The organism is Actinomycetospora aurantiaca (genome assembly GCF_037401875.1).
Taxonomy (GTDB): Bacteria; Actinomycetota; Actinomycetes; order Mycobacteriales; family Pseudonocardiaceae; genus Actinomycetospora; species Actinomycetospora aurantiaca.
In genome coordinates this window covers 54,229-76,506 of sequence record NZ_JBBEGN010000021.1, presented here as the reverse complement: position 1 = coordinate 76,506, position 22,278 = coordinate 54,229, and the positions used below count along the sequence as shown (strand labels likewise).

Sequence of the window (22,278 nt, the reverse complement as noted above, 5' to 3'; positions counted from 1 at the left end):
CGAGGAGGACCCCATGACGCGAGTGACGCCGCGCCGTGCCGGCTACGCCGTCGCCGCCGCTGCGCTGTCGATCGGGGCGTTCACCGCCTGCTCCAGCGGTGCGCCCGCCGGCGGGCCGCCGCCGCCCGCCCCCGCGGGAGCCACCCAGCCGGGGGCCGCGGCGCCCGGTGCGCCCGGTGCGGGTGCGCCCGGCCAGCCGGGAGCCGCGGGTCAGCCCGGCGCCGAGGGTGGCGCTGCCGGCGGGGCCGCGGGGGGCGCCGCGGGTGGCGCCGCCGGGCAGCCGGGCCAGGGCGGGACCGGATCGGGCACCAACGGCGAGGCGGGCACGGGCGCCGAGTCCGGTGGCCAGGGTGGCGCGGCCGGGACCGGCGGCGCCTCGGACGGCTCCGGCAACGGCTCGGGCGGCTCCGGCGGTGCGCCGAGCCAGACCCCGTCCGGCGGGGTGCAGACCGGTGGCGGCAGCACCACCGGCGTCGAGCACGCCGAGCTGTTCGGCCTGGGCGGCGCCGCGCTGCTCGCGGCCGGGGGCGTCGCCGTCGCCGCGACCCGTCGGCGCCGGACCCAGGACTGAGGTCCGCCGTGCAGCCGGACGGTGCCGACGCCCCGGCGCCGGCACCGTCCGGCCGCCCCGCGCGACGGCGGGCGGTACTGCTCGTCGTCGCCGCCCTCCTGGCCGTCGCGGGGATCGTCGCGATCGTGGCCGCGGTCCTGCTCCAGCAGCAGGCCCCGACCGAGCAGGACGCGGGTGTGCTGCCCGCGCCGCCGGCGCCGACGGCCGCGCCGAGCACGACCACCACCCCGACCACCACCCCGGCCGGCCCGCCGGCCTCGCCACCCGCGCGCATCGTCGTCGGGAGGATCGGGGTGGACTCGACCGTCACGTCGGTGGGGCTGAACCCGGACCGCACGATGGAGGTCCCCGCCAAGGGGCCGCTGTTCGACCTGGCCGCCTGGTACCGCTACTCCGTCACCCCGGGGCAGCAGGGACCATCGGTGATCATCGGGCACATCGACTCGGCCGAGAACGGGCCGTCGGTGTTCTTCCGCCTCGGCGCGCTGGCGCCCGGCGACACCGTGGACGTGACCCGCGCGGACGGCCGGGTCGTCACCTTCACCGTCTACGCCACGCGGGCGTTCCCCAAGGACGCGTTCCCCACCGACGACGTCTACGCCGGCACCCCGGGCCCGGAACTGCGGCTGATCACCTGCAGCGGGTCGTTCGACGCGGCCTCGCGGAACTACCGCGACAACACGGTCGTGTTCGCCCGGGAGTCCTCGCCGCCCCTACGGTGAGCCCGTGGACTTCGGCGTCGAGCACCTGGTCGGCACGTTCTTCGGCGTCCTGTTCGTCGTCCTCAACGCCGGCCTGCTCGGGACCGTGGGCCACGTGGTGGCCGCGGTGCTCGCCGTGGCGGCGGCCGCGCTCGTCGTGGCCGCCTACCTGCGCAGCCGTGCGGCCCGCGGCTCGGCGGGGATGTTCGAGATGACCCGCGCGTACCGGGTGATCGTCACGGTCGAGGTGGTCGCGCTCGTCGTCGGGATCGTGCTGTGCGGCCGGCTCGCGCCGCAGCTGACGGTGTCGTGGATCGTGCTCGTCGTCGGGCTGCATTTCCTCGCGTTCGCGCGGTGGTGGCCGGAGGGCACCGGAGCCGCCGCGCGCGGGGGCCGGGACGGCGCGCGGGCCTTCGTCGTCATCGGCGGGGTGATGACGGTGCTCGCGGTCGCCGGTGGGGTCGTCGGGATCCTCGGTGGCCCGCCGTCGCAACCTGTCGCGGCGTTCGTGTCGGGCTTCGTGACCGGCGTGCTGATGCTCGCGGGCCTGGCCGTGCCCGCCGCGCGGCGGTTGGCCGCCTGACATCAGCGGGCGAGCGCCCCGAGCGCCTCGCCGTCGACACGGTGGGTGGTCCACCCGTCCTGGGGCGTGGAGCCGAGCGCGGCGTAGAAGTCGAGGGCCGGGGTGTTCCAGTCCAGGACCGCCCACTCCAGGCGCTCGTAGCCCCGGTCGACGCAGGTCCGTGCGAGGTCCGCGAGCAGGGCGCGGGCGACGCCGTGGCGGCGGTGGTCCGGGGAGACGTAGAGGTCCTCGAGGTGGATGCCGTGCACCCCGGTCCAGGTCGAGTAGGTGAGGAACCAGATCGCGGTCCCGGCGATCTCGCCGTCGTGCCCGGCCACGGAGGCGAACACCGCGGGGGAGGGGCCGAAGAGAGCGGTGCCCAGCTGGTCCTCGGTGAGGCGGCAGGCGTCGGGCTCCCGCTCGTAGACGGCGAGCTCGTGGACGAAGCGGACGAGGGTGGGCAGGTCGGCGGGTTCGGCTGGTCGGATCACCACGGTCACGCCACCATCCTTGGTCATGACGGCACTGGTGACCGGGGGCGGTACGGGGATCGGGCGAGCGATCTCGGAGGCACTCGCCCGACAGGGCCACCCGGTGGCGGTGGTGTACAGCCGGTCCGCCGACGACGCGCGGGCGACCGTCGAGGCGATCCGGTCGGCCGGCGGGCAGGCGGCGGCGTTCCGGGCCGACGTCACCGACGAGGGCTCGGTGCGCGCGACGGCGACCGAGGTCCGCGACACGCTCGGGCCGGTGACGGTGCTGGTGAACAACGCCGGCGGCACCGAGCACATCGCGCTGCCCGACCTGGACGCGGCCACCGACGAGATCTTCGAGCGGCTCTTCCGGCTCAACACCCTGTCGGCCTGGCACTGCGCGAAGGCGTGCGCCGACGACCTGCGGGCCGCCGACGACGGGTGCGTGGTCAACGTCGGCAGCGCGTCGGTCGCGTCGGGACGCGGCTCGTCGGTGCCCTACGTCGTCTCGAAGGCAGCTCTCTCCGGCCTCACCCGGGCGCTCGCCAACGCGCTCGCGCCGGTGCGGGTGAACGAGGTCTGGCCCGGGCTCGTCATCACCCGCTGGTGGGCCGGCAAGGAGGACCAGGGCCGGGCGCTGGCGTCGAACGCGATCGTCGGGCGGGAGACGACCGTCGACGACGTCGCGGCCGCCGTCGTCGGGCTCGTGACCTCGCGGGCGATCACGGGGCAGACGATCACGATCGACGGCGGCCAGACGTTGTGATCACCTGGCCGCAGGCCAGACGGGACGGCACACCAGGCAACCCCGGTACCCCGCGTCGCGGGCGGCCGCGGCGGAACGGAACGACACCCGGTGGGCGTCGGTGATCCGCCGGGCGTGGTGGCACGACGGCAGGCACGCGATGCCGGTGGAGTCGCTCCCGACGAGCACCGTGCCGGCGGCGGTGAACGCCGCGAGGCCCTCCAGGTCCGCGCCCTCGTCGGCCAGCAGCCGGGCCTTGGCCTCCTCGCCGAGCATGTAGCGGCCCAGCGAGCCGTCGGACTTCGTCACCCGGTGGCACGGCACGATCAGCGGGACGGGGTTGCGGGCCAGCACCGTGCCGACCGCCCGGACCGCCGCCGGGCTCCCGACCTCCCGGGCGACCCAGCCGTAGGGCCGGGTCTGCCCGGCCGGGATGGAGGCGGTCGCGTCGAGCACGTCGCGCTCGAACGACGAGCACGCGCGAAGGTCGACCGGGGTGCGGGCGCCGATCGACGGCCCGGTCGTGCCGGGGACCAGCGGCCGGCCGAGGCGGCGTCGGTACTCGGCGCGGAAGCCGTCGACGTCGCCGACCGGGCGCAGGTAGGTCACCCCTTCCGCGGAGGACGCGACGAGGACGTCGCCGAGCGGACCGGCCGTCGTCGTGAAGGTGTCCACGACCGCGCCGGAGAGATCCTTCTCGACAGCGGGTGGGCTCAGGCGGGCGAGCAGGGAGTCGGTCACGAGGCACTCCGATCGTGCGAGGCGAGCAGGGTCCGCAGCCGGGCGAGGCCGCGGGAGACGTGCGAGCGGGCGGTGCCTTCACCGACGCCCAGCGCGGCGGCGACCGCGGGGACGTCGAGGTCGGCGACGTGGCGCAGGACGACCGCCTCGCGCTGGACGGCGGGCAGGTGGGCCAGGGCTGCGGCGAGCTCGGGGTCGGCGCGGGTCGCGACCTCGGCCGGCCCCGGGTCGTGCGCGGGCCGGTCGGGCAGGGGGGCACCGGACAGGGCCGGGCGGCGGGTGGCCGTCCGGATCGTGTTGCGGTGCTCGTTGAGCAGGACGGTGACCAGCCAGCCGCGCAGCTCCAGCGTGGCGATCCGGTCGGCGTCGTAGTCACGCAGCGCCCGGAAGGCCCGTAGGAACGCCTCCGCGGTGAGGTCCTCCGCGCTCGCGCGGTGCCCGGTGAGGCGCAGCGCGGTCCCGAGGAGCGTCCCCTGGTAACAGCGCACGACCTGCGCGAACCCGCCGTCGAGGTCCTCGACGAGGGCGTCGGTCAGGTCGCTCATGTCCGGCAGAACACCATCCCGACGGCGGGTGTTGCGCTCCGGAGGCGGCCCACTCAGTGGACGACGCCGTGACGCCAGGCCCACGCGACGAGCGCCGGCCGCCCGTCGACCGCGAGCTTGGAGATCAGGTGGTTCACGTGTGTCTTCACCGTGGCCTCGCTGACGACGAGGCGCGTCGCGACCTGCTGGTTCGACAAGCCCTGGGCGACGAGCCGGAGCGTGTCCACCTCGCGGGTGGTGAGCCCGTCCGGGATGTCCGGCTCGGGCGCGGGCACGGGTGGGCCGACGAGGGCGACGAGCCGCTGCTGGACGGCGGCGTCGAGGACCGAGCCGCCCGCGGCCACCGTCCGGATGGCCGAGCACAGCGCCTCGCCGGTGGTGTCCTTGGTGAGGTAGCCGGCGGCGCCCGCGCGGAGGGCGGGCAGGACGGCGTCGTCGTCGGCGTAGGTGGTGAGGATCAGGACGCGGACGTCGGGCGCCTGCCGTCCTACTTCGGCGGTGACCTGCGCGCCGTCCAGTCCGGGCATCCGCAGGTCCACCAGCGCCACGTCCGGGGTCCACCGGACGACGGCGTCCACCGCCGCGGAGCCGTCGCTCGCCGTGGCGACGACGTCGAGGTCGTCCGCGGCGCCCAGCAGCATCGACAGCCCGTCGCGGACCACCGCCTGGTCGTCCGCGAGCACGATCCTGATCACGCCGACACCCTGCCCGAAGCCGGGACGTGCAGCGCCACCCGCCACCCGGCGTCGTGGGGCCCGGCCTCCACCGTCCCGCCCACCAGGGCTGCGCGCTCCCGGAGTCCGACCAGGCCGATCCCGCCCCCGACGCCGACCACGGGCGTCCCGGTCGCGGCCGTGTTGGCCACCGTCGCCTCCACGGCGTCCGGGCCCGCGACGACGGTGACGTCGGAGCGGGCGCCCGGGGCGTGCCGGTCGGCGTTGGTGAGCGCCTCGCGGACGGCGGCGAACACGGCCTCGCGGACCTCCGGGGCGGCCCCGTCGAGATCGCCGTCGACGGTCAGCCCGGCGTCGTGGCGGTCGACGAGCGCGCGCAGGTCCGCCGCGGTCGGGCTGGGGGTCGAGCGCAGGGCGGCGACCGCCTCCTTGGCCTCGGCGAGCCCGGACCGCGCGAGGTCCGCGGCGGTGTCGATCGAGGCGACGACGGCGTCGTCGGGACCGAGCCGCTTCGCCAGCACCGCCCGGATCGCCTGCAGGTGCAGCGAGAGCCCGGAGAGGCTGTGGGCGAGGACGTCGTGCAGGTCGCGGGCGATCCGCGCCCGTTCCTGCGCGGCCGCGCCGGCGATCTCGGCCTCGCGCAGGGCGTCCCGTTCGGCGAGCAGGGCGACGACGCGGGCGTGCTCGCGGTGCAGTCGGGCCCGGTTCAGCGACTGCGAGGCCAGGACGGGGATCGACAGGCCGAGCAGCAGCCCCCACGGCGAGGAGACCGAGAACGCGAACACCACCGACAGCGCGACCGCGGCCACGGCGGCGAGGGCCCAGACCAGACGGCCGTCCAGGACGACCCGCCCGGCGAGTCCGGCCGCGATGAACACCGTCGCGTAGCCCGCACCGGCCGGGCTCAGCGAGGTGGCGACGAGCCCGGAGAGGGCGCACAGGACGAGCAGCAGCGTGCGCCACGCGTCGCCCTGGGCCTGCTCGGTGGCGATCCGCGGGTCGCGCGTGGCGGCCACCCCACAGGCCGCGCCCCCACCAGGACGACGGCCGCACCCGCGAGCGCGCCGGGGGTCAGCGGCCAGGCGGTGCCGGCGACGACGGAGAGCCACAGCAACGGACGCAGGGCCTGCCCGAGCCCCGCGAGGCGGGAGCCGGTCTCCGAGCGGGGCACACCCGCCGTCCGGAACGCGGGGCGGGGCGCGGGTTCCCGGGGCCCGGTGCTCGTGGCGGTCACGGCGCCGAGTCTGGACCCGTTCCCCGTGGGACACACCCGTTCTCCACCCCGTCTCCACCCGAGGGCCGACGTGCCGGGAGCGCCGGCGGACGACCGTACGGAGCACACCAACGGGAGGGACGGATCATGAACGGGACGTTGTCGGCGGTGCTCGGGATCGCGGTGCTGGGCTTCGTCATCTACAACCAGCTGCGGGTGCGCGAGTTCACCCCGCGCCGGGTGCGGGTGGCGGCGGTGCTGGGCGTGATCGGGCTCGTGCAGGTCTACTCGGCCGCGTCGGACGCCCCGGTGTCGTCGATCGGCTGGACGCTGCTGGTCACCGGGCTCGTCGTCGGCGGCGTGCTGGGTCTGCTGCGGGCGCGGACGATGCGGCTCTGGGTCGCCGACGGGACGGTGTTCACCCAGGGCCACTGGTCCACCGCGGCGCTGTGGATCGTCGGGATCGCGGCCCACGTGGGGCTGGATCTCCTGGCCCGGCTCGTCGCACCGTCGGCGGCCACGGTCAACGCCGCGAGCATCCTGCTGTTCGTCGGGGTGAGCCTCGGCGCCCAGGGGCTGGTGACGATGCAGCGGGCGCGGACGCTCGCCGGCGCGCCGGCGATGACGCTCGAGCACGTGCGCTGAGCACGCCGGCGGCCTCCTCGGGGCCGCCGGTGCGGTCGTCGTCGTTCGTCGGTCGTCGACAGCAGCCGGACGGCTGAGCCACAATTGTGGCCATGAGCACGGAGTCGCTGCGGTCCGTCCGTGACCACCTGTCCGAGGTCGTCGACCGGGTCGAGCACCACCACGAGCGGGTGGTGATCACACGCAACGGGCGGGATGCCGCGGTCATCATCAGCCCGGAGGACCTCGCGGAGATCGAGGAGACCCTGTCGGTCGCGTCGGATCCGGAGGCGTTGGCCGACATCCGGGAGTCCGACGAGTCCTACGGGCGCGACGACGTGGTCCGGGGGACCGACGCCGTGCGGCGGCTGCTGCGTGAGCGATGAAGACTACGAGCTCGTCCTCGGGTCGGCCGCTCCACGGGCGCTGACGGATCGGCTGCCCGAGGCGGTGGCGAGCGCGGTGGTCAACTTCATGACGAGCGCTCTCGTGCGGGAGCCGCGCCGGGTCGGCAAGCCGCTCCGGGGTGAGCTCGCCGGGCTCTGGTCGGCGCGGCGGGGCACGTACCGGGTGCTCTATCGAATCGTCGACGAGCGAAGAGAAGTACTCGTGGTCCGCGTCGAACACCGTCGCGACGTCTACCGCGGGTCGTAGGCCGGCCACGCCTCGCCGCGCTTGCGCACCGCCACCTCACGCAGCGCGGCGACGGCGGCCCGCTGGAGCGGGGAGAAGTAGTTGGTGTCGCGGGAGAACAGGCCGATGGTCTCGGTCAGGTCGGCGTCGCGGATGCGGACGGCGCGCAGGCGGCCGCCCGCGACGTCGTCGGCCACGCAGTACCAGGGCGCGAAGCAGACCCAGCCGTTCGTCGCGACCGCCCGCTTGAGCGCCTCGGCGTGGCCGAGCCGGATCACGTAGTCCGGGGACGGGAGCCCCGCGGCCCGCAGCTGGCGGTCGAGGACCCGCTCGATCGCCACGCCCGCCGGGACCCCGACGACGGGGAGCGCTACGGCGTCGGCGAGGTCGACCGCGTCGGCGTGGGGAGGGCCGTCGACCGCCGCGCACAGCACGATCGGCTCGTCCCAGAGCTTCTCGGCCTGGACGCCGGCCGGCGGTACCTCGTCCATCCACGTCGTGACGGCGAAGTCGACCTCGCCGGTCTCGACGCGGCGCATCGCGACGGCGGGCTCGCTGATCGAGATCGTGATGTCGGCGCCCGCCCGGTCCCGCCGCAGGTCCGTCATCACGGGCGGGATCAGGTAGGTCCCGATGGCCATGCTGGTTGCCACCGCGAGACTGCCGGCCGCCCCGGACTGCAGGTCGTCGATGTCGCGCTGGGCCTGCGCGCCGCTGGCCAGGACCTCCGTGGCCCAGGCGTGGAGGCGCCGCCCCGCCTCGGTGAGCACGTTCTGCCGGCCCTCCCGCACGAACAGCGCCGCCCCGACCGCCTTCTCCAGCGTGCGCATCTGCGCCGACACCCAGGGCTGCGCGACGTGGAAGCGCTCCGCGGCCCGCGTCACGCCGCCCTCGTCGACCACCGCGCAGAACATCTCGAGACGGCGCAGCTGCGACACCAGACCCATACGCAGAACCATATCCACAGCTCCGACTACTCGTCTTGGACCTATGTGTTCTACGTCTCTAGCGTCGATCTCGCCAGCACGGACGAGGAGGTCTGCGGTGAACCCGCTGTTCAACGACAACGCACTGAAGCTCGGGCTGTTCTGCACGAACGGGACGGGCGCGTCGCAGACCCTCGTGCCCGAGGCGCACGACACGTCCTGGGACCTGTCCCTGCGGACCGCCCGCGCCGCGGACCGCGCCGGCCTGGAGGCCGTCGTGCCGTTCGCCCGGTGGAAGGGCTATCCCGAGGGCCGCCCGGAGCACCGGTCCGGCCGCGTGATGGAGCCGTTCACCTGGGCCGCGGGCATCGCTGCCGCCACCGAGAACATCGGCGTGTTCGCGACGTCGCACGCGCCGACGATGCACCCGATCGCCGCGGCCAAGCAGGCGGCGACGGTGGACCACATCTCCGGCGGCCGGTTCGCCCTCAACGTCGTGGGCGGGTGGAACCGCCCGGAGCTCGAGATGTTCGGCGCGCCGATGCGCGAGCACGACGAGCGCTACGACCACCTCGCCGAGTGGCTCGAGGTGATCCGGCGGCTGTGGGCCGAGACCGACGAGTTCGACCACCACGGGCGCTTCTTCGACGTCGTCGGCGGCGTCTCGCAGCCCAAGCCGGTGCAGCCCACGATCCCGATCATGAACGCCGGCGGGTCGCCGCGCGGGATGCGGTTCGCGGCCGAGCACGCCGACCTCTGCTTCGTGATCGTCCAGTCCGAGGACGAGGACGCGATCCGCCGCCAGGTGGCGTCCTACCAGGAGATGGCACAGCAGGAGTTCGGCCGCGAGGTGCGGCTCTGGACGCACACCGTCGTCGTGCAGCGCGACACCCAGGCCGAGGCCGACGCCTACCTGCAGCGCTTCTCGACGGAGTTCGAGGACGTCGAGAGCGTGGACGCCTGGATGCGCCTGCAGGGCGCGAACACCCAGCTGATGCCCCCGGAGGTCATGGCCGCCATGCGGCAGCGGTTCGCGGCGGGCGCGGGCGGCTTCCCGCTGGTGGGGACGGCGGAGCGGATCGCCGAGCGCCTGGAGATGCTCAGCGCCGCGGGGATCGAGGGCGCCCTGCTGACCTGGGTCGACTACGACGCCGGGCTGGCCGCGTTCACCGAGGACGTGCTGCCCCGCCTGGAGCGGGCCGGGCTCCGCAGCCCCATCGACGCCGCCCGGACCCCGGCGACACCGGCGACCCCGGCGCTCGCCGAGCCGGTGGCCGTGCGATGAGGCTGGCCCGCTTCCGCACCGCGTCCGGCGGCGCCGGGTTCGGGGTCGTCGACGGCCACGAGGTCGCGCGCCTGGACCACCGCGTGGCCTCCTTCGAGGCGCTGCTCGCCGATCCGGTCGAGCCGCGGGCCGACGATGCCCGCCTCCCGCTCGCCGACGTGGCCTTCGAGCCGCCGACGGGCGACCACCCGAAGATCGTCTGCGTCGGGTTCAACTACCCGGCGCACGCCGCGGAGTCGTCCCGCGGGCCGTCCGACGCACCGACCCACCCGACCTTGTTCGCCCGGTTCGCCGACTCGTTCGTCGGCGCGGGGACCCCGGTCGTGCGCCCCGCCGACGACGAGTCCCTGGACTGGGAGGGGGAGGCCGCCCTGGTGATCGGCCGCGCGGGCCGCCGCATCGGCACCGACGACGCCTGGGACCACGTCGCGGGCGTCACCTGCCTGGCGGAGAACAGCGTCCGCACCTGGCAGCAGCACTCCACCCAGGCGACCGCCGGCAAGAACTGGCACGGCTCCGGCGCGATCGGGCCGTGGGTGACCACGACCGACGAGGTCGGCCGCGGGCCGCTGCGGGTGACGACCCGGCTCAACGGCGACCTCGCGCAGGACGACACCACCGACCGGCTGACCTTCTCCTTCGCCGAGCTCGTCGCCTACGTCAGCACGTTCACCCCGCTGCGCCCGGGCGACGTGATCGCGACCGGGACGCCGTCCGGGATCGGGCTGCGGCGCGACCCGCCGCGGTTCCTGCGCCCGGGCGACGAGATCGAGGTCGAGGTGTCCGGCGTCGGCGTGCTGCGTCACGGCGTGGTCGACGAGGTCACCTCGCCCGCTCTGGCGGAGGTGGGGGTATGAGGTTCTCCTCGGAGACCGACGTGCGCGCCGCGCTCACGGTGCCCGGCGTCGTCGACGCGCTCGAGCAGGTCCTCGCGCACGAGGCCGACGGCAGGGCGTGGAACGTCGACAAGACGATGAGCACCTGGCCCACCGACAACGGCCGGGCGAGCGCCCACGCGCTCGGCGCGGTCGACCTCACCGCCGGGCTCACCGTCTTCAAGACCTGGGTCAACACCCCCGCCGGCGCGAGCGCGCTGATGACGGTGTTCGACGCCGCCGACGGGGCCACGCTCGGCGTGGCCGAGGCGGGGGCGGCGGGTGCGTTCCGGACCGCTGCGGTCAGCGGGGTCGCCACGCGGCACCTCGCCGACCCGGACGCCGACGAGCTCGCCCTGCTCGGCGCCGGCCGCCAGGCCCTGCGCCAGGTCGAGGCGGTCGCCGCGGTCCGCACCCTGCGGCGGGTGCGGATCTGGAACCGCACCGCGGCCGCAGCCGAGACCCTGGCCGCACAGGTGCGTGACGAGCTGGGCCTGGACGCCGAGGTCGCCGGGACCGTCGACGGCGCGACCCGCGACGCCCCGATCGTCACCGCGATCACCCGCGCCGACGAGCCCTTCCTGACGGCGGGTCACCTCGCCGACGGCGCCCACCTCAACGCGGTCGGCGCCATCCTGCCCACCCACGCCGAACTGGCACCGGACGTGCTCGCCGCCTCGTCGCTGACCGTCGTCGACAACGAGCCCAACGCCCGCCGCGGCTCCCGGGAGCTGCGCGAGCACCTCGGCGCCGACCCCGCCGACGACTGGGGGAGCGTGCGCAGCCTCGCCGAGCTCGTCGTCGGGAAGGTCGCCCGACCCGCCACACCTCGCCTCACCGTCTTCAAGGGAATGGGCATGGGACTCTCCGACCTCGCCGTCGCCACGCTGCTCGTCGGGGGGCGGCCGTGAAGCACCGCAGCGACCCGACCTCGATCCGCGGTTCGATCGCCCCCGTCATCACCCCCTTCACCGCCGACGGCGCGCTCGACCTCGACTCCCTGCGCGGGCTGGTCCGCCGGCAGCTCGACGCGGGCTCGCACGGCATCTCGATCGGCGGCTCCACCGGCGAGCCGTCGGCGCAGACCGTCGCCGAGCGGATCGCCGCCATCGAGGCGGTCGCCGCCGTGGTCGACGACGCCGTCCCGTTCCTGCCCGGCACGGGGTCGGCCAAGCTCGACGAGACGCTGGAGATCACCGCCGCCGCGCGGGACGCCGGTGCGGACGCCGCGCTCGTCATCACGCCGTACTACGCGCGGCCGACGCAGGAAGCGTTGTACCGGTGGTTCGCGACGATCGCGGGGGAGTTCCCGGACCTGCCGATCGTGCTCTACAACGTGCCCTCGCGGACCGCGGTCGACGTCGCCCCGGAGACCGTGGCGCGACTGTTCCGCGACTGCGACAACGTCGTCGGGATCAAGGAGACGACGAAGGACTTCGAGCACTTCTCCCGCGTGCTGCACCTCTGCGGCCGCGAGCTGATGGTCTGGTCGGGCATCGAGCTGCTCGGCCTGCCGCTGCTCGCGCTCGGCGGCGCCGGCTTCGTCTCCGCCGTCAGCAACCTCGCCCCGACCGCCGTCGCCCGCATGTACGAGACGTGGGAGGCCGGCGACCACGAGACCGCCCGTGACCTGCACTACGCCCTGCACCCGCTGGTCGACCTGCTGTTCGTCGAGACCAACCCGGCCCCGGCGAAGTGGGTGCTGCACCGGCAGGGCCTGCTCGCGTCCGACCACGTGCGGGCCCCCCTGCTGCCCCTCACCCCCGACGCCCGCCCGCAGGTCGAGGCGCTGCTCGGAGCGGCCACCGGGTCGGCGCACATCGACATCCTGGGAGGACGGCCATGACCGCCACCGACATCCACCGGCCCGCGGGCCACACCGTGGACCTGACGGGGCAGGGCCCCGCCCGGCCCACCCCGTGGGCACCACTGCGCGTCACCGCGGACGAGATCGCGGAGACCGTCGAGCACCTGTCCCGGGGCGCGCGGCCCGACAACGGCCGCCGCGCCGCGGCGCTCGTGCACCCCGAGTCGACCAGCGGGCGCAGCTTCTCACCCGGCGTGGAGGTCGTCGTCGAGGTCCTCCTGCCGGGGGAGAGCACGACCCCGGTGCGTCGCAACTCCAGCCTCGTGCAGATCGGGGTCGAGGGCTCGGGCACCGTCGCGGTCGGCGGCACCTCGCTGACGATGGACGCGCGCGACGTCGTGACCGTGCCCTCCATGCGGCCTCACCGGTTCGCCAACCCCTCGGACGGGCGCTGGGTCCGGCTGTCCTACTCCAACGCCCCCCTGCTCGACTTCCTCGGCACCCACTACTGGGAGCAGCTGGACCCCGCGTGGTCGCCGGGGGTCCCGCTCGACGGCCCGATCGACATGGACGAGACCGGGGAGGTCGCCGACCGCGGGAGCGCGCCGGACCACGAGATCTCCCCGACCGGGGCCCGCCTGCGCGGCTACGAGTACCTCGTCGACATCGAGCCGGTCGCGAACCACCCGCTGCACTGGCCGTACGAGACCGCCCGGGGGCTCATGGCGCAGACCCTGGGCGACGGCCGGCGGACGATCATGGCGCTCTACAACACCGCGACCGAGCGCCGGCAAGGGGCGACCAACTCGTTCTTCGTCACCCTGTCCCGGATCCCCTCCGGCCTGGAGCCCCGCGCCGAGGGCCCCGGCCACCGCCACAGCTCGGTCGCGATCAACTACCACGTCGAGGGGACCGGCTACTCGGTCGTCGACGGGCAGCACATCGAGTTCGGCCCCGGCGACCTGCTCCTGTCCGCGCCCTCGTGGCGCGAGCACGCGCACTACCCGAGCGAGTCCGGCCTGACCGTCTACACCGTCCAGGACCACCCCCAGCACATCGGCATGGAGTCGCTGATCTGGCAGGAGGACCTGGACGGGCCGATCTTCGCGCTCGGCCTGGAGAAGGGGCAGACCGGCTACACGGCGCCCCGCAACTGGGACGACTGACACCACCCCTCCACCACCTGAGACGAGCTCCCATGACCACGTCCCGACGACCACGCCGCGTCGCCCTGGCCGGCCTGATCGGCACGACGATCGAGTGGTACGACTTCTTCATCTACGGCACCGCCGCCGCGCTGGTGTTCGCCCCGCAGTTCTTCCCGAGCGTCTCGCCGGTCGCCGGCACCCTGGCCGCGCTCTCGACCTTCGCCATCGGCTTCGTCGCCCGCCCGGTGGGCGGTGCCGTCATGGGGCACTTCGGTGACCGCCTCGGGCGCCGCCGGATGCTGGTCGCGTCTCTGCTGATCATGGGCGTGGGCACCCTGCTCATCGGCCTGCTGCCGACCTACGCGGTCATCGGGGCCGCGGCCCCGGTCCTGCTGGTGCTGCTGCGCTTCGTGCAGGGCATCGGGGTCGGCGGCGAGTGGGGCGGCGCCACCCTGCTCGCCCTCGAGCACGCACCACCGCGCCGCCGGACCCTCTACAGCGCACTGCCCCAGGTCGGCCTGCCGCTCGGGGTGGTCCTCGCGAGCCTCGTCTTCCTCGGCGTCCGGCTCGCGGTGGACGACGCGGCCTTCGCCGCCTGGGCCTGGCGGATCCCGTTCTTGCTCAGCGCGCTGCTCGTGGCCTTCGGCCTGGTGCTGCGGCTGCGGCTGGACGAGAGCCCGGAGTTCGAGCGCGTCCGGTCCGCCGGCGTGCACCGGGCCCCGCTGGCCGAGGTCCTGCGGACCCCGCAGGTGCTCCTCCCGGCCGCCGGCCTGAACGTGCTGATCTCCGGGTTCGCCAACGTGCTGCTCGTCTTCACGCTGGCCTACGTCGCTGCCCGGCAGCTCGTCGGGGCCCAGACGATGCTCGCGATCACCGTCGTCACCGCCCTGGTGTGGGCGGGGGCCCTTCCCCTGGCGGCGATGTGGGCCCAGCGCATAGGACGGCGACCGGTGACCCTCGTCGGCGTCGTCGGGCTGACGGCCTGGGCCTTCCCGTACTTCTGGCTGCTCGACACCGGGACCACCGCCGGTGCCCTCGTCGCGTGCGTGGTCGCCGGCGCCGGGTTCGGCATCGGCACCGGGGCGTACGGGGCCTACATCGCCGAGGCCTTCCCCGCCCCCGTCCGCTACAGCGGGTCCTCGGTGGCCTACGCGATCGGCAGCGTCGCCGGCGGCGCGCTCGCCCCGATCGTCGCCACCGTCCTGTTCGCGCAGACCGGCACCGGCACCGCGATCTCCGCCTACGTCGTCGGCCTGGGGCTCGTCAGCCTCGTCGCGACCCTCGCCCTGCGCAGCCCGCACGCCGAGGTGTCGGACCCGCTGCCCGTGGCGTCCGTCGAGCCGCGGGAGGCGACGACATGACCGCGACCGACCCGGGCGCCCCGGCGGGTCTCGTCGACCTCGACCCCTACGCGCCCGAGCTCACCGAACCGACGGTGTGGGAGGTCTACGAGGCGGCGCGCGCGGCCGGACCGGTCGCGCGCTCCCCGCGGCGCGGCGGGTTCTGGGTGCTGACCGGGTACGACGACGTCCGCGCCGTCCTGCGTGACCCGGCGACGTTCTCGTCCGCCTCCGGGCACCGCATCCCCACCGACGGGACCCAGCACGCCATCCCGATCGACGTCGACCCGCCCCTGCACACGGCCTACCGCAAGCTGATGGTCCCCGCGTTGTCCCCGGCGCGCGTGCGGCGGCTCCGGCCCTTCCTGGAGTCCACGGTCACCGGGCTGGTCGGCCGCTTCGCCGGCCGGGGCGGCGGGGACTTCGTCCGCGAGGTCGCGCTGCCCCTGCCGCTCGCGGTGCTGACCGAGCTGGTGGGGTTCGCGCCGGACACGGTCGAGCGCTTCCGCGAGGTCACCGAGGCGATGTGGTCCGGGCTCGACGCCGACGGCGGGACGGTCGACTTCGTGGGCGCACGACGGCAGGTGTACGACCTGATGGCGGCCGAGCTCGACGCGCACCGCGGGCACCCGGCCGACGACGTCGTCACGGACCTCCTGGGTGCCGAGGTGGACGGCCGGCCGCTCGAGGAGGACGAGCGGATCAGCATCCTGGCCACCTTCGCCGTCGCGGGCCACGAGACGACGATGAACGCGGCCGCCACCCTCGTGCACCTGGTCGTCGACCACCCCGGGCTCCAGGAGCGCCTGCGCGCGGACCCCGACCTCGTGCCGGGCGTCGTCGAGGAGATGTTGCGCCACCGCAGCCCGGCCCAGAACTTCGCGCGCCGGGCGACCTGCCCGGTGACCGTCGCCGGGCAGCAGGTGGCCGAGGGGGACGCGCTCCTGCTGTCGCTCGCGGCGGCCAACCGCGACCCGGACCGGTTCGGCGACCCGGACCGCTTCGACCCGGACCGGGACTCCCGCGGGCACCTGGGCTTCGGCTGGGGGATCCACCAGTGCCCGGGCGGGGTGCTGGCCCGGACGGAGTTGCAGATCCTGCTCCGGGCGCTGCTGGAGCACCCGCCGATGCAGCGGACCGGGGACGTGACGTGGAGCGGCCTGCAGGGCGGCAACCACCTGGGCCCGACGTCATTGCCGATCGGTTTCTCCGCCGACCCCAAGCTATAGCGGCCGACGGGGCTTGCGGCAAGACCCGGGGCGTGCTCCACGATCTCCGCTCGACGTGGAGGGGGAGTCCTTGGGTACCGATGGGCCGTCCGTGCTGGACCTGCGGGAGATCGACCGGAGCCGCGCGGCCGAGGTCGGCGGCAAGGCCGTGAACCTGGGGGAGCTGTGCCGCATCCCGGGCGTCGTGGTGCCCCCGGGCGTCTGCGTGACGACGGGGGCCTTCCGCCGGGTCCTCGCCGGTGCGCCGGGGCTCGACGAGCGGCTCGAGGCGCTGAACCGGCCGGCGCCCGACGACCGGCGGGCGATCGTCGAGGCGAGCGCGGCGATCCGTGCGGAGATCGAGGGGCTGCCCGTGCCCGACGACCTGGCCGCCGCGATCCGCGCCGCGTGCCCGAGCGGGCCGTACGCCGTGCGCTCGAGTGCCACCGCGGAGGACCTCCCGACGGCGTCGTTCGCCGGGCAGCAGGACTCCTACCTCGACGTCCCGACCGCCGAGGTCCTGGAGCAGGTGCAGCGCTGCTGGGCCTCGCTGTTCACCGAGCGCGCGACCACCTACCGCCTCCGGCACGGTATCGACCATCGCACCGTCGCGATGGCCGTGGTCGTGCAGGAGATGGTGGCCGCGGAGGCGTCGGGCGTGCTGTTCACCGCGGACCCGGTCACCTCCCACCGCCGCGTCGCCGCGGTCGAGGCCGTCCCCGGCCTCGGCGAGTCCCTGGTCTCGGGCGTGGCCGACCCGGACCGGTGGACGGTGCGCGACGGCGCCGTGGTCGAGGCCGCGGTGGCCGGGGCCGGGGTGCTGGCCGAGGCGCAGGTCGTGGAGCTCGTCGCGCTGGGCCGCGACATCGAGGCGTCCTTCGGGAGCCCGCAGGACATCGAGTGGTGCCTGTCCGGCGGCGGGTTCCGGGTCGTCCAGAGCCGGCCGATCACGACGCTGTTCCCGGTCCCGCCGGTCGCCGACGACGACGGGCTGCACGTGTTCGTGTCCGTCGGACACCAGCAGATGATGACCGACGCGATGACCCCGCTCGGGCTGTCGGTGTGGCAGCTGACCACCCCTCGGCCGATGGCGGAGGCCGGTGGCCGGCTCTTCGTGGACGTCACCGGGGTCCTGGCCGCACCCGGCCTGGACGCGTTCCTGGAGATGTGGGGCCGGGGCGATCCGCTCGTGCGCGACGCGCTGGAGACGGTGTTGGAACGCGGCGAGGTCCGTCCGGCGTCGGACGATCGGGACGGTCCCGGTGCTGCACCACCCGCGCCGCCGGAGATGCTTGACGCCGACCCGGCCCTCGTCACCGAGCTCGTCGCCGGCAGCCGCGAGTCGGTGGCGGCGGCGGCCCGTGCCATCGCCCCGCTCCGGGGCCCGGAGCTGATCGAGTTCGTCGTGGCGGACCTCGCGGAGCTGCGGCGGCTCCTGTTCGACCCGCTCGGCCACCGGGTCTTCACGACGGCGATGGACGCGGCCTTCTGGCTGGACGAGCACCTGGCGACATGGCTGGGGGAGCAGGACGTCTCGGACACGCTGACGCTGTCGGTCCCGGACAACGTCACCTCGCAGATGGGGATGGCGCTGCTCGACGTCGCGGACGTGATCCGACCCCACCCGGAGGTCGTGACGTTCCTGCGCGGGCTCGGCGACCACGACACCCTCGACGGTCTGCTCGGCGTCGAGGGCGGTCCGGCGGCGCACGCGGCGCTGCAGGACTTCCTCGCGCGGTACGGCATGCGCTGCGTCGGGGAGATCGACCTCGGCCGGCCGCGGTGGAGCGAGCGCCCGGCGACGCTGGTGCCGGTGGTCCTCGGGCACGTCGACCACGCCGAGCCGGGCGCCGGGTGGCGACGCTTCGACGAGGGGCTCCAGCGGGCCCGGGAGACGGAGCAGGACGTGCTCGCCCGGGTGCGCGCCCTGCCCGACGGCACGACGAAGGCCGACGAGACCCGCGCCATGATCGACCGCCTGCGCACCTTCATCGGCTACCGCGAGTACCCCAAGTTCGCGATGGTGCAGCGCTACTTCCTCTACAAGCAGGCCCTGCTCGACGAGGCGCGGCGACTCGTGGCCGCGGGCGTCCTCGACGATCCCGACGACCTCGTGCTGCTGCGGTTCGAGGAGTTCGCCGAGGTGGTCCGCACCCGCCGCGTCGACCGCACGCTCCTCGACGAGCGCCGTGCGGCGCTCGCCGTGCACCGGACCCTGACGCCGCCGCGGGTGCTCACCTCGGACGGCGAGGCCCTGTCCGGGTCGTGGCGGCGCGCCGACCTGCCCGACGGGGCCCTGGCCGGACTGCCGGTCTCCCGCGGGGTCGTCGAGGGCCGCGCCCGGGTCGTCCTCGACCTCGCCGACGCCGCCTTCGCGCCGGGCGACATCCTGGTCGCGGCCTACACCGACCCCAGCTGGTCCTCCGCGTTCGTCGCGGTCGCGGCCCTGGTCACCGAGGTCGGCGGCACGATGACCCACGGCGCCGTCGTCGCGCGCGAGTACGGCCTGCCGGCGGTCGTGGGGGTGCAGGACGCCACCCGGCGCATCCGCGACGGCCAGCGGATCCGCGTGGACGGGACGGGTGGTTCCGTCGAGATCCTGCCGTCGTGACGACACACCGGCGGATCGGTCAGCCGGACGTGAGGGAGCCGCCGGCGGCCCGCCAGTCGATCAGGCCGCGGCTCATGTTCACCGCGTCGAAGCCCTGCTCGACCAGCAGGTTGGCGGCCCCGGCCGACCGGAGGCCGCCGGTGCAGAAGGTGATCAGCAACCGGTCGTCCGGAAGCTCCACGCAGCGGGCCGGGAGCACCTCGAGCGGGAGGTGCACCGCGTCCGGGATGTGCGCCCGGCGCCACTCGGACTCCCGGCGCACGTCCACGACCAGCGCGCCCTGGGCGACGAGCCGGACCGCCTCGGCCGCGCTCACCGCGGGCGGGCGGTGCAGGTAGTGCCTCAGGGCCATGACGTGCTCCTCCCGGTCGGGGGGTCGAGGTGGCGACGGACGGACGTCGCCGCGAGCAGCCCGCCGACGCCGGGGACCAGGCACAGCGCGGTGGCTCGCGACCGCCGCCCGGCCCGCTCGACGGTCAGTGCGATCGCGACGAGGTAGGCGCAGCCGTGGAGCGGCCCCAGCGCCGACGCGAGGACGGGCAGGTGGACGGTCGCGAGATTGGCCAGCAGGACGACGAGGCTGGCCAGCTCCACCGTGGCGGCGATCCGCAGGGGCACGGTCCTCACACCCCGGTGGTCGAGCCGGGCCGCACGATCATCAGCACCGTGACGACCGCCCAGAGCAGGTTGAACACGCCGGTCGTGGCGGCCAGGCGCCGGGTCGTCACGTCCACTGCTTCCCCGGACGCGACCGCGGCGAGCAGGGCCCGCTGGCCCGGCAGGACCGCGAGCGCGAGCACCCCGGCCGCGGCGAGGGTCAGCAGGATCGACACGAGTACCCACGCCTCGGTCAGCACGCCCATCGACGACGCGGTGCCCAGGCCGAAGACCGGGACCGCGATCCCGACGACGGCATACGTCCGGCAGATGCGGGCGAGGACCGGCAGCCGGCCGGCTGCCCCGGCGACCCCATCGGTCTTCGCGGCCCTCCGCGCCTCGGCCGGAACCATGCTGGCGGCGACGCACACCGGTCCGACGGCCACGATCGCGGCGAGGACGTGGACGGCGAGCAGGACGGCGTTCACGAGCGGCACCTCCCAGTTTCAGTCAGACTGAAATCAACGTACACTTCGTGTCGGAGCCGTGGGGGAGGGGAGCGCGTGGCCGGAGACGGGGACGACGCCCGGCCGCCGCTGAGCACCGCGTTCCTCCTGATGACGCTCGGCGGGCGGATCCGGGAGGAGATCGAGGAGCGACTCCGGGCCGAGCGGATGTCCCTGCGGCACCTGTCGGCCCTCGGACACCTCGCCCGCCACCCGGGCCTGTCCTACAGCGAGCTCGCCCGGCGGGCGGGGATCACACCGCAGAGCATGCAGGCGACGCTGAACGCGCTGGAGGAGCGCGGCGCGGTCGAGCGGGTCACGGTCCCGGGACGGGGCCGCTCCGCCCAGCTCCACGTCACCGCCGAGGGCCTGCGCCTGCGGCGGGTCGGCACGGACGTCGTCGCCGGGATCGACGACCGGCTCCGCGTGCAGCTCGGTGACCCGACACGGGACGCGCTCACCGACGCGCTGTCCGGACTCCTGTCGGGCGCGGACGACTGAGACGGCTCAGCACAGCAGGGGGGCGACGACGTCCGGGCGCTCGAGGGCGAGCAGGGCCCGCGCCCGGGGGACGAGGTGGAACGTGCCGCTCGCGACGGCGTCCGCGATCGCGCGACCGTGCTCGGGCTTCGCTCCCTGGTCCTCCGCGCCCACGACGACGTCCACGGGCATCGCCAGACGGGGCAGGTCGGCCAGGACGTCGGTCTCGGCGAGCCGGTCGAGCCCGTCGGCCCAGACCGAGACCGCCGTGCTCTCGATCATGGAGCGGGCGTAGCGGACCGCGGCGCCGTTGCGCTCCAGCTGCCGGCGCGTGAACCAGCGGTTGATCGAGAGGTCGGCGGCGGCGACGTCCTGGCGCAGCGCCTCGGCGAGCGTCCGGAACACCGCGGACGGCGACGCGCGGGCTCCGAGCAGGGACAGCCGCCGCACCCGGTCGGGATGGTCGAGCGTCACCCGCTGGGCGATCGTCGCGCCCAGCGAGTGGCCGACGACGTGGGCGCTCGCCACGTCGAGGAGGTCGAGCAGCTCGACGAGGTCGGCGGCGAGCCGGCACGTGTCGGGCACCGGCGCCGCGGCCGCGGACCCGTGCCCGCGCAGGTCGTAGCGGACCACGCGGTGGTCGGAGGACAGGGTGCGGGCTAGCTCGGCCCAGTAGTCCAGGTCGAAGGGCGTGGCGTGGACCAGCACGACGACCGGGCCCACGCCCTCGTCCACCACCCTGGTCGGCGCGCCGCCGAGCTCGACCTGGCGTTCACCCATGCGAGATCCTCCGGGTGAGGACCTTACCGGGCGGGGGTGGGCGCCCCGGGGGAGTCCCACGTGGATTCGTCCGAGCCGTCGGTGCCCGTCGTCCGGGATGCTCTCGGCCATGACGAGCCCCGTCCGCCGCATCATCGCCGACGTCGCCCTGGGCGACCCCACCGCCGACCGCGCGTTCTGGACCGAGCTGCTCGGCCTGGACACCCCGATGGACCAGGGCTGGGTGGTCAACCACAGCGCCACGGGGATCGCGCAGGTCCCGCAGGTCCAGCTGATCACCCACGACGCGAGCGCGCCGGAGGACCCGGTGCTCTCGGTCGCGGTGGAGCCGGCCGAGCACGAGCCCCTGTACCGCCGCATGATCGACGCCGGGCTGGAGATCGTGCACCCGATGACCACCGAGCCGTGGGGCGTGCGGCGGTTCTTCGTCCGGACCCCGGGCGGGGTGGTGGTGAACGTCCTGGAGCACCACGACGCGTGATCTGATGGTCCGGGTGAGGACACTGATCACGGGCGCGTCGAGCGGGCTGGGCGAGGGCATGGCGCGGGAGTTCGCCGCGCGGGGCCACGAGCTCGCGCTGGTCGCCCGCCGGACCGACCGGCTGGAGGCACTCGCCGCCGAGCTCACGGCCGCGCCCCGGGCCGCGCGGGTGGTGACGGCCGCGCTCGACGTCACCGACGACGAGGCCGTCGCGCGGGTGGTCCCCGAGCTCGCCGCGACCCTCGGCGGGCTGGACCGGGTGATCGTCAACGCCGGGGTCGGCGACGGGCGGACGGTCGGGTCGGGGAAGCCGACCGCGAACCTGCGGACGGCCCGCACGAACTTCGTCGCGGCGATCGCGCAGAGCGAGGCGGCGATGGAGATCTTCCGCGCGCAGGGCTCCGGGCAGCTGGTGCTGGTCACGTCCGTGGCGGCGGACCGCGGCCTGCGGGGCGCGCAGACCGTGTACGCCGCGGCCAAGGCGGGCCTGTCGACCTTCGCCGAGGGCCTGCGCGCGGACGTCCACGGGACCGGCATCGTCGTCACCGAGATCGCGCCCGGATTCATCCGCACCGACCTCAACGAGGGCATGACGATGCCGTTCGCGGTGGACGCGGCCACCGGGGTCCGGGCGATGGTCGAGGCGATCGAGCGGCGGCCGGCGCACGCCTACACGCCGCGCTGGCCCTGGTCGGTGCTCGGCCCGGCGCTCCGCCTGATGCCGATGCCGCTGGTGCGCGCCCTGACGTAGC

The 22,278-nt window shown here is 75.0% G+C and carries 28 protein-coding genes; 18 read left to right on the top strand and 10 right to left on the bottom strand.

The genetic code is table 11. From position 1 onward, the window contains the following. Positions 1-13 precede the first annotated feature (13 nt). Genes WCD74_RS26620 through WCD74_RS26610 form a run of 3 tightly spaced genes read left to right on the top strand, consistent with a single transcriptional unit; the run spans position 14 to position 1,855 of the window. Positions 14-571 carry a hypothetical protein gene (locus WCD74_RS26620; protein ID WP_337697928.1) on the top strand — a complete coding sequence of 186 codons (558 nt, stop codon included), beginning with the start codon at positions 14-16 and terminating at the stop codon, positions 569-571. Positions 572-579: 8 nt separating this feature from the next. Next, a complete protein-coding gene (locus WCD74_RS26615; protein WP_337697927.1) occupies positions 580-1,293 on the top strand; it encodes a class F sortase in 714 nt (237 codons plus the stop codon). A gap of 4 nt (positions 1,294-1,297) precedes the next feature. Continuing rightward, complete coding sequence (locus WCD74_RS26610; protein ID WP_337697926.1) at positions 1,298-1,855, top strand: hypothetical protein; 558 nt, start codon at positions 1,298-1,300, stop codon at positions 1,853-1,855. A 2-nt stretch (positions 1,856-1,857) separates the two neighbouring features. Here WCD74_RS26610 and WCD74_RS26605 read toward each other — a convergent pair whose 3' ends face one another. After that, positions 1,858-2,334 (bottom strand): GNAT family N-acetyltransferase, encoded by a 477-nt coding sequence (locus WCD74_RS26605; RefSeq protein WP_337697925.1) that lies wholly within the window; start codon positions 2,332-2,334, stop codon positions 1,858-1,860. Positions 2,335-2,350: 16 nt separating this feature from the next. Here WCD74_RS26605 and WCD74_RS26600 point away from each other — a divergent pair, with 16 nt between their 5' ends. Continuing rightward, a complete protein-coding gene (locus WCD74_RS26600; RefSeq protein ID WP_337697924.1) occupies positions 2,351-3,073 on the top strand; it encodes an SDR family NAD(P)-dependent oxidoreductase in 723 nt (240 codons plus the stop codon). Here the strand turns inward: WCD74_RS26600 and WCD74_RS26595 are convergent, their stop codons facing one another. Genes WCD74_RS26595 through WCD74_RS26580 form a run of 4 tightly spaced genes read right to left on the bottom strand, consistent with a single transcriptional unit; the run spans position 3,074 to position 6,028 of the window. Beyond that, on the bottom strand, positions 3,074-3,793 hold the full coding sequence (locus tag WCD74_RS26595) for a methylated-DNA--[protein]-cysteine S-methyltransferase (RefSeq protein ID WP_337697923.1): 720 nt from the start codon (positions 3,791-3,793) through the stop codon (positions 3,074-3,076). It lies immediately after the preceding gene. Next, positions 3,790-4,338, bottom strand: coding sequence for an RNA polymerase sigma factor (locus WCD74_RS26590; protein WP_337697922.1), 549 nt, complete (start codon positions 4,336-4,338; stop codon positions 3,790-3,792). Before WCD74_RS26590 ends, WCD74_RS26595 begins: the two co-directional genes overlap by 4 nt. 53 nt (positions 4,339-4,391) lie before the next feature. Continuing rightward, positions 4,392-5,033: a response regulator gene (locus WCD74_RS26585; protein WP_337697921.1), complete on the bottom strand. Its 642-nt coding sequence runs from the start codon at positions 5,031-5,033 to the stop codon at positions 4,392-4,394. Further along, positions 5,030-6,028, bottom strand: a complete 999-nt coding sequence (locus WCD74_RS26580; RefSeq protein ID WP_337697920.1) for a sensor histidine kinase — start codon at positions 6,026-6,028, stop codon at positions 5,030-5,032. The genes WCD74_RS26585 and WCD74_RS26580 overlap by 4 nt, the downstream gene beginning before the upstream one ends. Before the next feature lie 344 nt (positions 6,029-6,372). Between WCD74_RS26580 and WCD74_RS26575 the strand changes: the two genes are divergently transcribed. The 3 genes from WCD74_RS26575 to WCD74_RS26565 all read left to right on the top strand — a co-directional run bounded on the left by WCD74_RS26575 (position 6,373) and on the right by WCD74_RS26565 (position 7,503). Next, complete coding sequence (locus WCD74_RS26575; protein ID WP_337697919.1) at positions 6,373-6,870, top strand: hypothetical protein; 498 nt, start codon at positions 6,373-6,375, stop codon at positions 6,868-6,870. A 92-nt stretch (positions 6,871-6,962) separates the two neighbouring features. Next, entirely contained in the window at positions 6,963-7,235 is a 273-nt protein-coding gene (locus WCD74_RS26570; protein ID WP_337697918.1) for a type II toxin-antitoxin system Phd/YefM family antitoxin, read from the top strand. After that, positions 7,225-7,503 (top strand): type II toxin-antitoxin system RelE family toxin, encoded by a 279-nt coding sequence (locus WCD74_RS26565; protein ID WP_337697917.1) that lies wholly within the window; start codon positions 7,225-7,227, stop codon positions 7,501-7,503. The genes WCD74_RS26570 and WCD74_RS26565 overlap by 11 nt, the downstream gene beginning before the upstream one ends. Here the strand turns inward: WCD74_RS26565 and WCD74_RS26560 are convergent. Next, positions 7,488-8,429: a LysR family transcriptional regulator gene (locus tag WCD74_RS26560; RefSeq protein ID WP_337697916.1), complete on the bottom strand. Its 942-nt coding sequence runs from the start codon at positions 8,427-8,429 to the stop codon at positions 7,488-7,490. The two genes, WCD74_RS26565 and WCD74_RS26560, sit on opposite strands and share 16 nt — an antisense overlap. A 97-nt stretch (positions 8,430-8,526) precedes the next feature. Here WCD74_RS26560 and WCD74_RS26555 point away from each other — a divergent pair, with 97 nt between their 5' ends. From WCD74_RS26555 to WCD74_RS26520, 8 genes are all read left to right on the top strand, one after another. Next, positions 8,527-9,693, top strand: coding sequence for an LLM class flavin-dependent oxidoreductase (locus WCD74_RS26555; protein ID WP_337697915.1), 1,167 nt, complete (start codon positions 8,527-8,529; stop codon positions 9,691-9,693). Then, positions 9,690-10,550: a fumarylacetoacetate hydrolase family protein gene (locus WCD74_RS26550; RefSeq protein WP_337697914.1), complete on the top strand. Its 861-nt coding sequence runs from the start codon at positions 9,690-9,692 to the stop codon at positions 10,548-10,550. Before WCD74_RS26555 ends, WCD74_RS26550 begins: the two co-directional genes overlap by 4 nt. After that, positions 10,547-11,479: an ornithine cyclodeaminase family protein gene (locus tag WCD74_RS26545; RefSeq protein WP_337697913.1), complete on the top strand. Its 933-nt coding sequence runs from the start codon at positions 10,547-10,549 to the stop codon at positions 11,477-11,479. The genes WCD74_RS26550 and WCD74_RS26545 overlap by 4 nt, the downstream gene beginning before the upstream one ends. After that, positions 11,476-12,414 (top strand): 4-hydroxy-tetrahydrodipicolinate synthase, encoded by a 939-nt coding sequence (gene dapA, locus WCD74_RS26540; RefSeq protein WP_337697911.1) that lies wholly within the window; start codon positions 11,476-11,478, stop codon positions 12,412-12,414. The genes WCD74_RS26545 and dapA overlap by 4 nt, the downstream gene beginning before the upstream one ends. Further along, the gene (locus tag WCD74_RS26535) at positions 12,411-13,541 is read left to right on the top strand and encodes a cupin domain-containing protein (protein ID WP_337697910.1); all 1,131 of its coding nucleotides are present in this window, start codon (positions 12,411-12,413) and stop codon (positions 13,539-13,541) included. Before dapA ends, WCD74_RS26535 begins: the two co-directional genes overlap by 4 nt. Positions 13,542-13,573: 32 nt before the next feature. Beyond that, the gene (locus tag WCD74_RS26530) at positions 13,574-14,884 is read left to right on the top strand and encodes an MFS transporter (protein WP_337697909.1); all 1,311 of its coding nucleotides are present in this window, start codon (positions 13,574-13,576) and stop codon (positions 14,882-14,884) included. Beyond that, positions 14,881-16,092 carry a cytochrome P450 gene (locus WCD74_RS26525; protein ID WP_337697908.1) on the top strand — a complete coding sequence of 404 codons (1,212 nt, stop codon included), beginning with the start codon at positions 14,881-14,883 and terminating at the stop codon, positions 16,090-16,092. Before WCD74_RS26530 ends, WCD74_RS26525 begins: the two co-directional genes overlap by 4 nt. A 70-nt stretch (positions 16,093-16,162) precedes the next feature. Further along, positions 16,163-18,682, top strand: a complete 2,520-nt coding sequence (locus WCD74_RS26520; RefSeq protein WP_337697907.1) for a phosphoenolpyruvate synthase — start codon at positions 16,163-16,165, stop codon at positions 18,680-18,682. Positions 18,683-18,701: 19 nt separating this feature from the next. Here WCD74_RS26520 and WCD74_RS26515 read toward each other — a convergent pair whose 3' ends face one another. Genes WCD74_RS26515 through WCD74_RS26505 form a run of 3 tightly spaced genes read right to left on the bottom strand, consistent with a single transcriptional unit; the run spans position 18,702 to position 19,767 of the window. Continuing rightward, positions 18,702-19,034, bottom strand: coding sequence for a rhodanese-like domain-containing protein (locus tag WCD74_RS26515; protein WP_337697906.1), 333 nt, complete (start codon positions 19,032-19,034; stop codon positions 18,702-18,704). Further along, positions 19,025-19,309 carry a DUF3817 domain-containing protein gene (locus tag WCD74_RS26510; protein WP_337697905.1) on the bottom strand — a complete coding sequence of 95 codons (285 nt, stop codon included), beginning with the start codon at positions 19,307-19,309 and terminating at the stop codon, positions 19,025-19,027. The genes WCD74_RS26515 and WCD74_RS26510 overlap by 10 nt, the downstream gene beginning before the upstream one ends. Continuing rightward, positions 19,306-19,767, bottom strand: coding sequence for a hypothetical protein (locus WCD74_RS26505; protein WP_337697904.1), 462 nt, complete (start codon positions 19,765-19,767; stop codon positions 19,306-19,308). Before WCD74_RS26505 ends, WCD74_RS26510 begins: the two co-directional genes overlap by 4 nt. 75 nt (positions 19,768-19,842) lie before the next feature. On the opposite strand from WCD74_RS26505, the gene WCD74_RS26500 reads away from it, so the two are divergent. Then, the gene (locus WCD74_RS26500) at positions 19,843-20,286 is read left to right on the top strand and encodes a MarR family winged helix-turn-helix transcriptional regulator (protein ID WP_337697903.1); all 444 of its coding nucleotides are present in this window, start codon (positions 19,843-19,845) and stop codon (positions 20,284-20,286) included. A 6-nt stretch (positions 20,287-20,292) separates the two neighbouring features. Here the strand turns inward: WCD74_RS26500 and WCD74_RS26495 are convergent, their stop codons facing one another. Beyond that, on the bottom strand, positions 20,293-21,045 hold the full coding sequence (locus WCD74_RS26495) for an alpha/beta fold hydrolase (RefSeq protein WP_337697902.1): 753 nt from the start codon (positions 21,043-21,045) through the stop codon (positions 20,293-20,295). A gap of 109 nt (positions 21,046-21,154) precedes the next feature. On the opposite strand from WCD74_RS26495, the gene WCD74_RS26490 reads away from it, so the two are divergent. Then, positions 21,155-21,526, top strand: coding sequence for a VOC family protein (locus tag WCD74_RS26490; protein WP_337697901.1), 372 nt, complete (start codon positions 21,155-21,157; stop codon positions 21,524-21,526). 4 nt (positions 21,527-21,530) lie between these two features. Next, a complete protein-coding gene (locus WCD74_RS26485; RefSeq protein WP_337697900.1) occupies positions 21,531-22,277 on the top strand; it encodes an SDR family oxidoreductase in 747 nt (248 codons plus the stop codon). Position 22,278 lies beyond the last annotated feature (1 nt).

What these genes read in the sequence shown, in the direction of transcription:
- WCD74_RS26530 (WP_337697909.1), top strand. Translation starts at nt 13,574, where the DNA reads ATGACCACGTCCCGACGACCACGCCGCGTCGCCCTGGCCGGCCTGATC.
- WCD74_RS26620 (WP_337697928.1), top strand. Translation starts at nt 14, where the DNA reads ATGACGCGAGTGACGCCGCGCCGTGCCGGCTACGCCGTCGCCGCCGCT.
- WCD74_RS26600 (WP_337697924.1), top strand. Translation starts at nt 2,351, where the DNA reads ATGACGGCACTGGTGACCGGGGGCGGTACGGGGATCGGGCGAGCGATC.
- WCD74_RS26515 (WP_337697906.1), bottom strand. Translation starts at nt 19,034, where the DNA reads ATGGCCCTGAGGCACTACCTGCACCGCCCGCCCGCGGTGAGCGCGGCC.
- WCD74_RS26535 (WP_337697910.1), top strand. Translation starts at nt 12,411, where the DNA reads ATGACCGCCACCGACATCCACCGGCCCGCGGGCCACACCGTGGACCTG.
- WCD74_RS26550 (WP_337697914.1), top strand. Translation starts at nt 9,690, where the DNA reads ATGAGGCTGGCCCGCTTCCGCACCGCGTCCGGCGGCGCCGGGTTCGGG.
- WCD74_RS26560 (WP_337697916.1), bottom strand. Translation starts at nt 8,429, where the DNA reads ATGGGTCTGGTGTCGCAGCTGCGCCGTCTCGAGATGTTCTGCGCGGTG.
- WCD74_RS26495 (WP_337697902.1), bottom strand. Translation starts at nt 21,045, where the DNA reads ATGGGTGAACGCCAGGTCGAGCTCGGCGGCGCGCCGACCAGGGTGGTG.
- WCD74_RS26490 (WP_337697901.1), top strand. Translation starts at nt 21,155, where the DNA reads ATGACGAGCCCCGTCCGCCGCATCATCGCCGACGTCGCCCTGGGCGAC.
- WCD74_RS26575 (WP_337697919.1), top strand. Translation starts at nt 6,373, where the DNA reads ATGAACGGGACGTTGTCGGCGGTGCTCGGGATCGCGGTGCTGGGCTTC.
- WCD74_RS26485 (WP_337697900.1), top strand. Translation starts at nt 21,531, where the DNA reads ATGGTCCGGGTGAGGACACTGATCACGGGCGCGTCGAGCGGGCTGGGC.
- WCD74_RS26590 (WP_337697922.1), bottom strand. Translation starts at nt 4,338, where the DNA reads ATGAGCGACCTGACCGACGCCCTCGTCGAGGACCTCGACGGCGGGTTC.
- WCD74_RS26570 (WP_337697918.1), top strand. Translation starts at nt 6,963, where the DNA reads ATGAGCACGGAGTCGCTGCGGTCCGTCCGTGACCACCTGTCCGAGGTC.
- WCD74_RS26545 (WP_337697913.1), top strand. Translation starts at nt 10,547, where the DNA reads ATGAGGTTCTCCTCGGAGACCGACGTGCGCGCCGCGCTCACGGTGCCC.
- WCD74_RS26525 (WP_337697908.1), top strand. Translation starts at nt 14,881, where the DNA reads ATGACCGCGACCGACCCGGGCGCCCCGGCGGGTCTCGTCGACCTCGAC.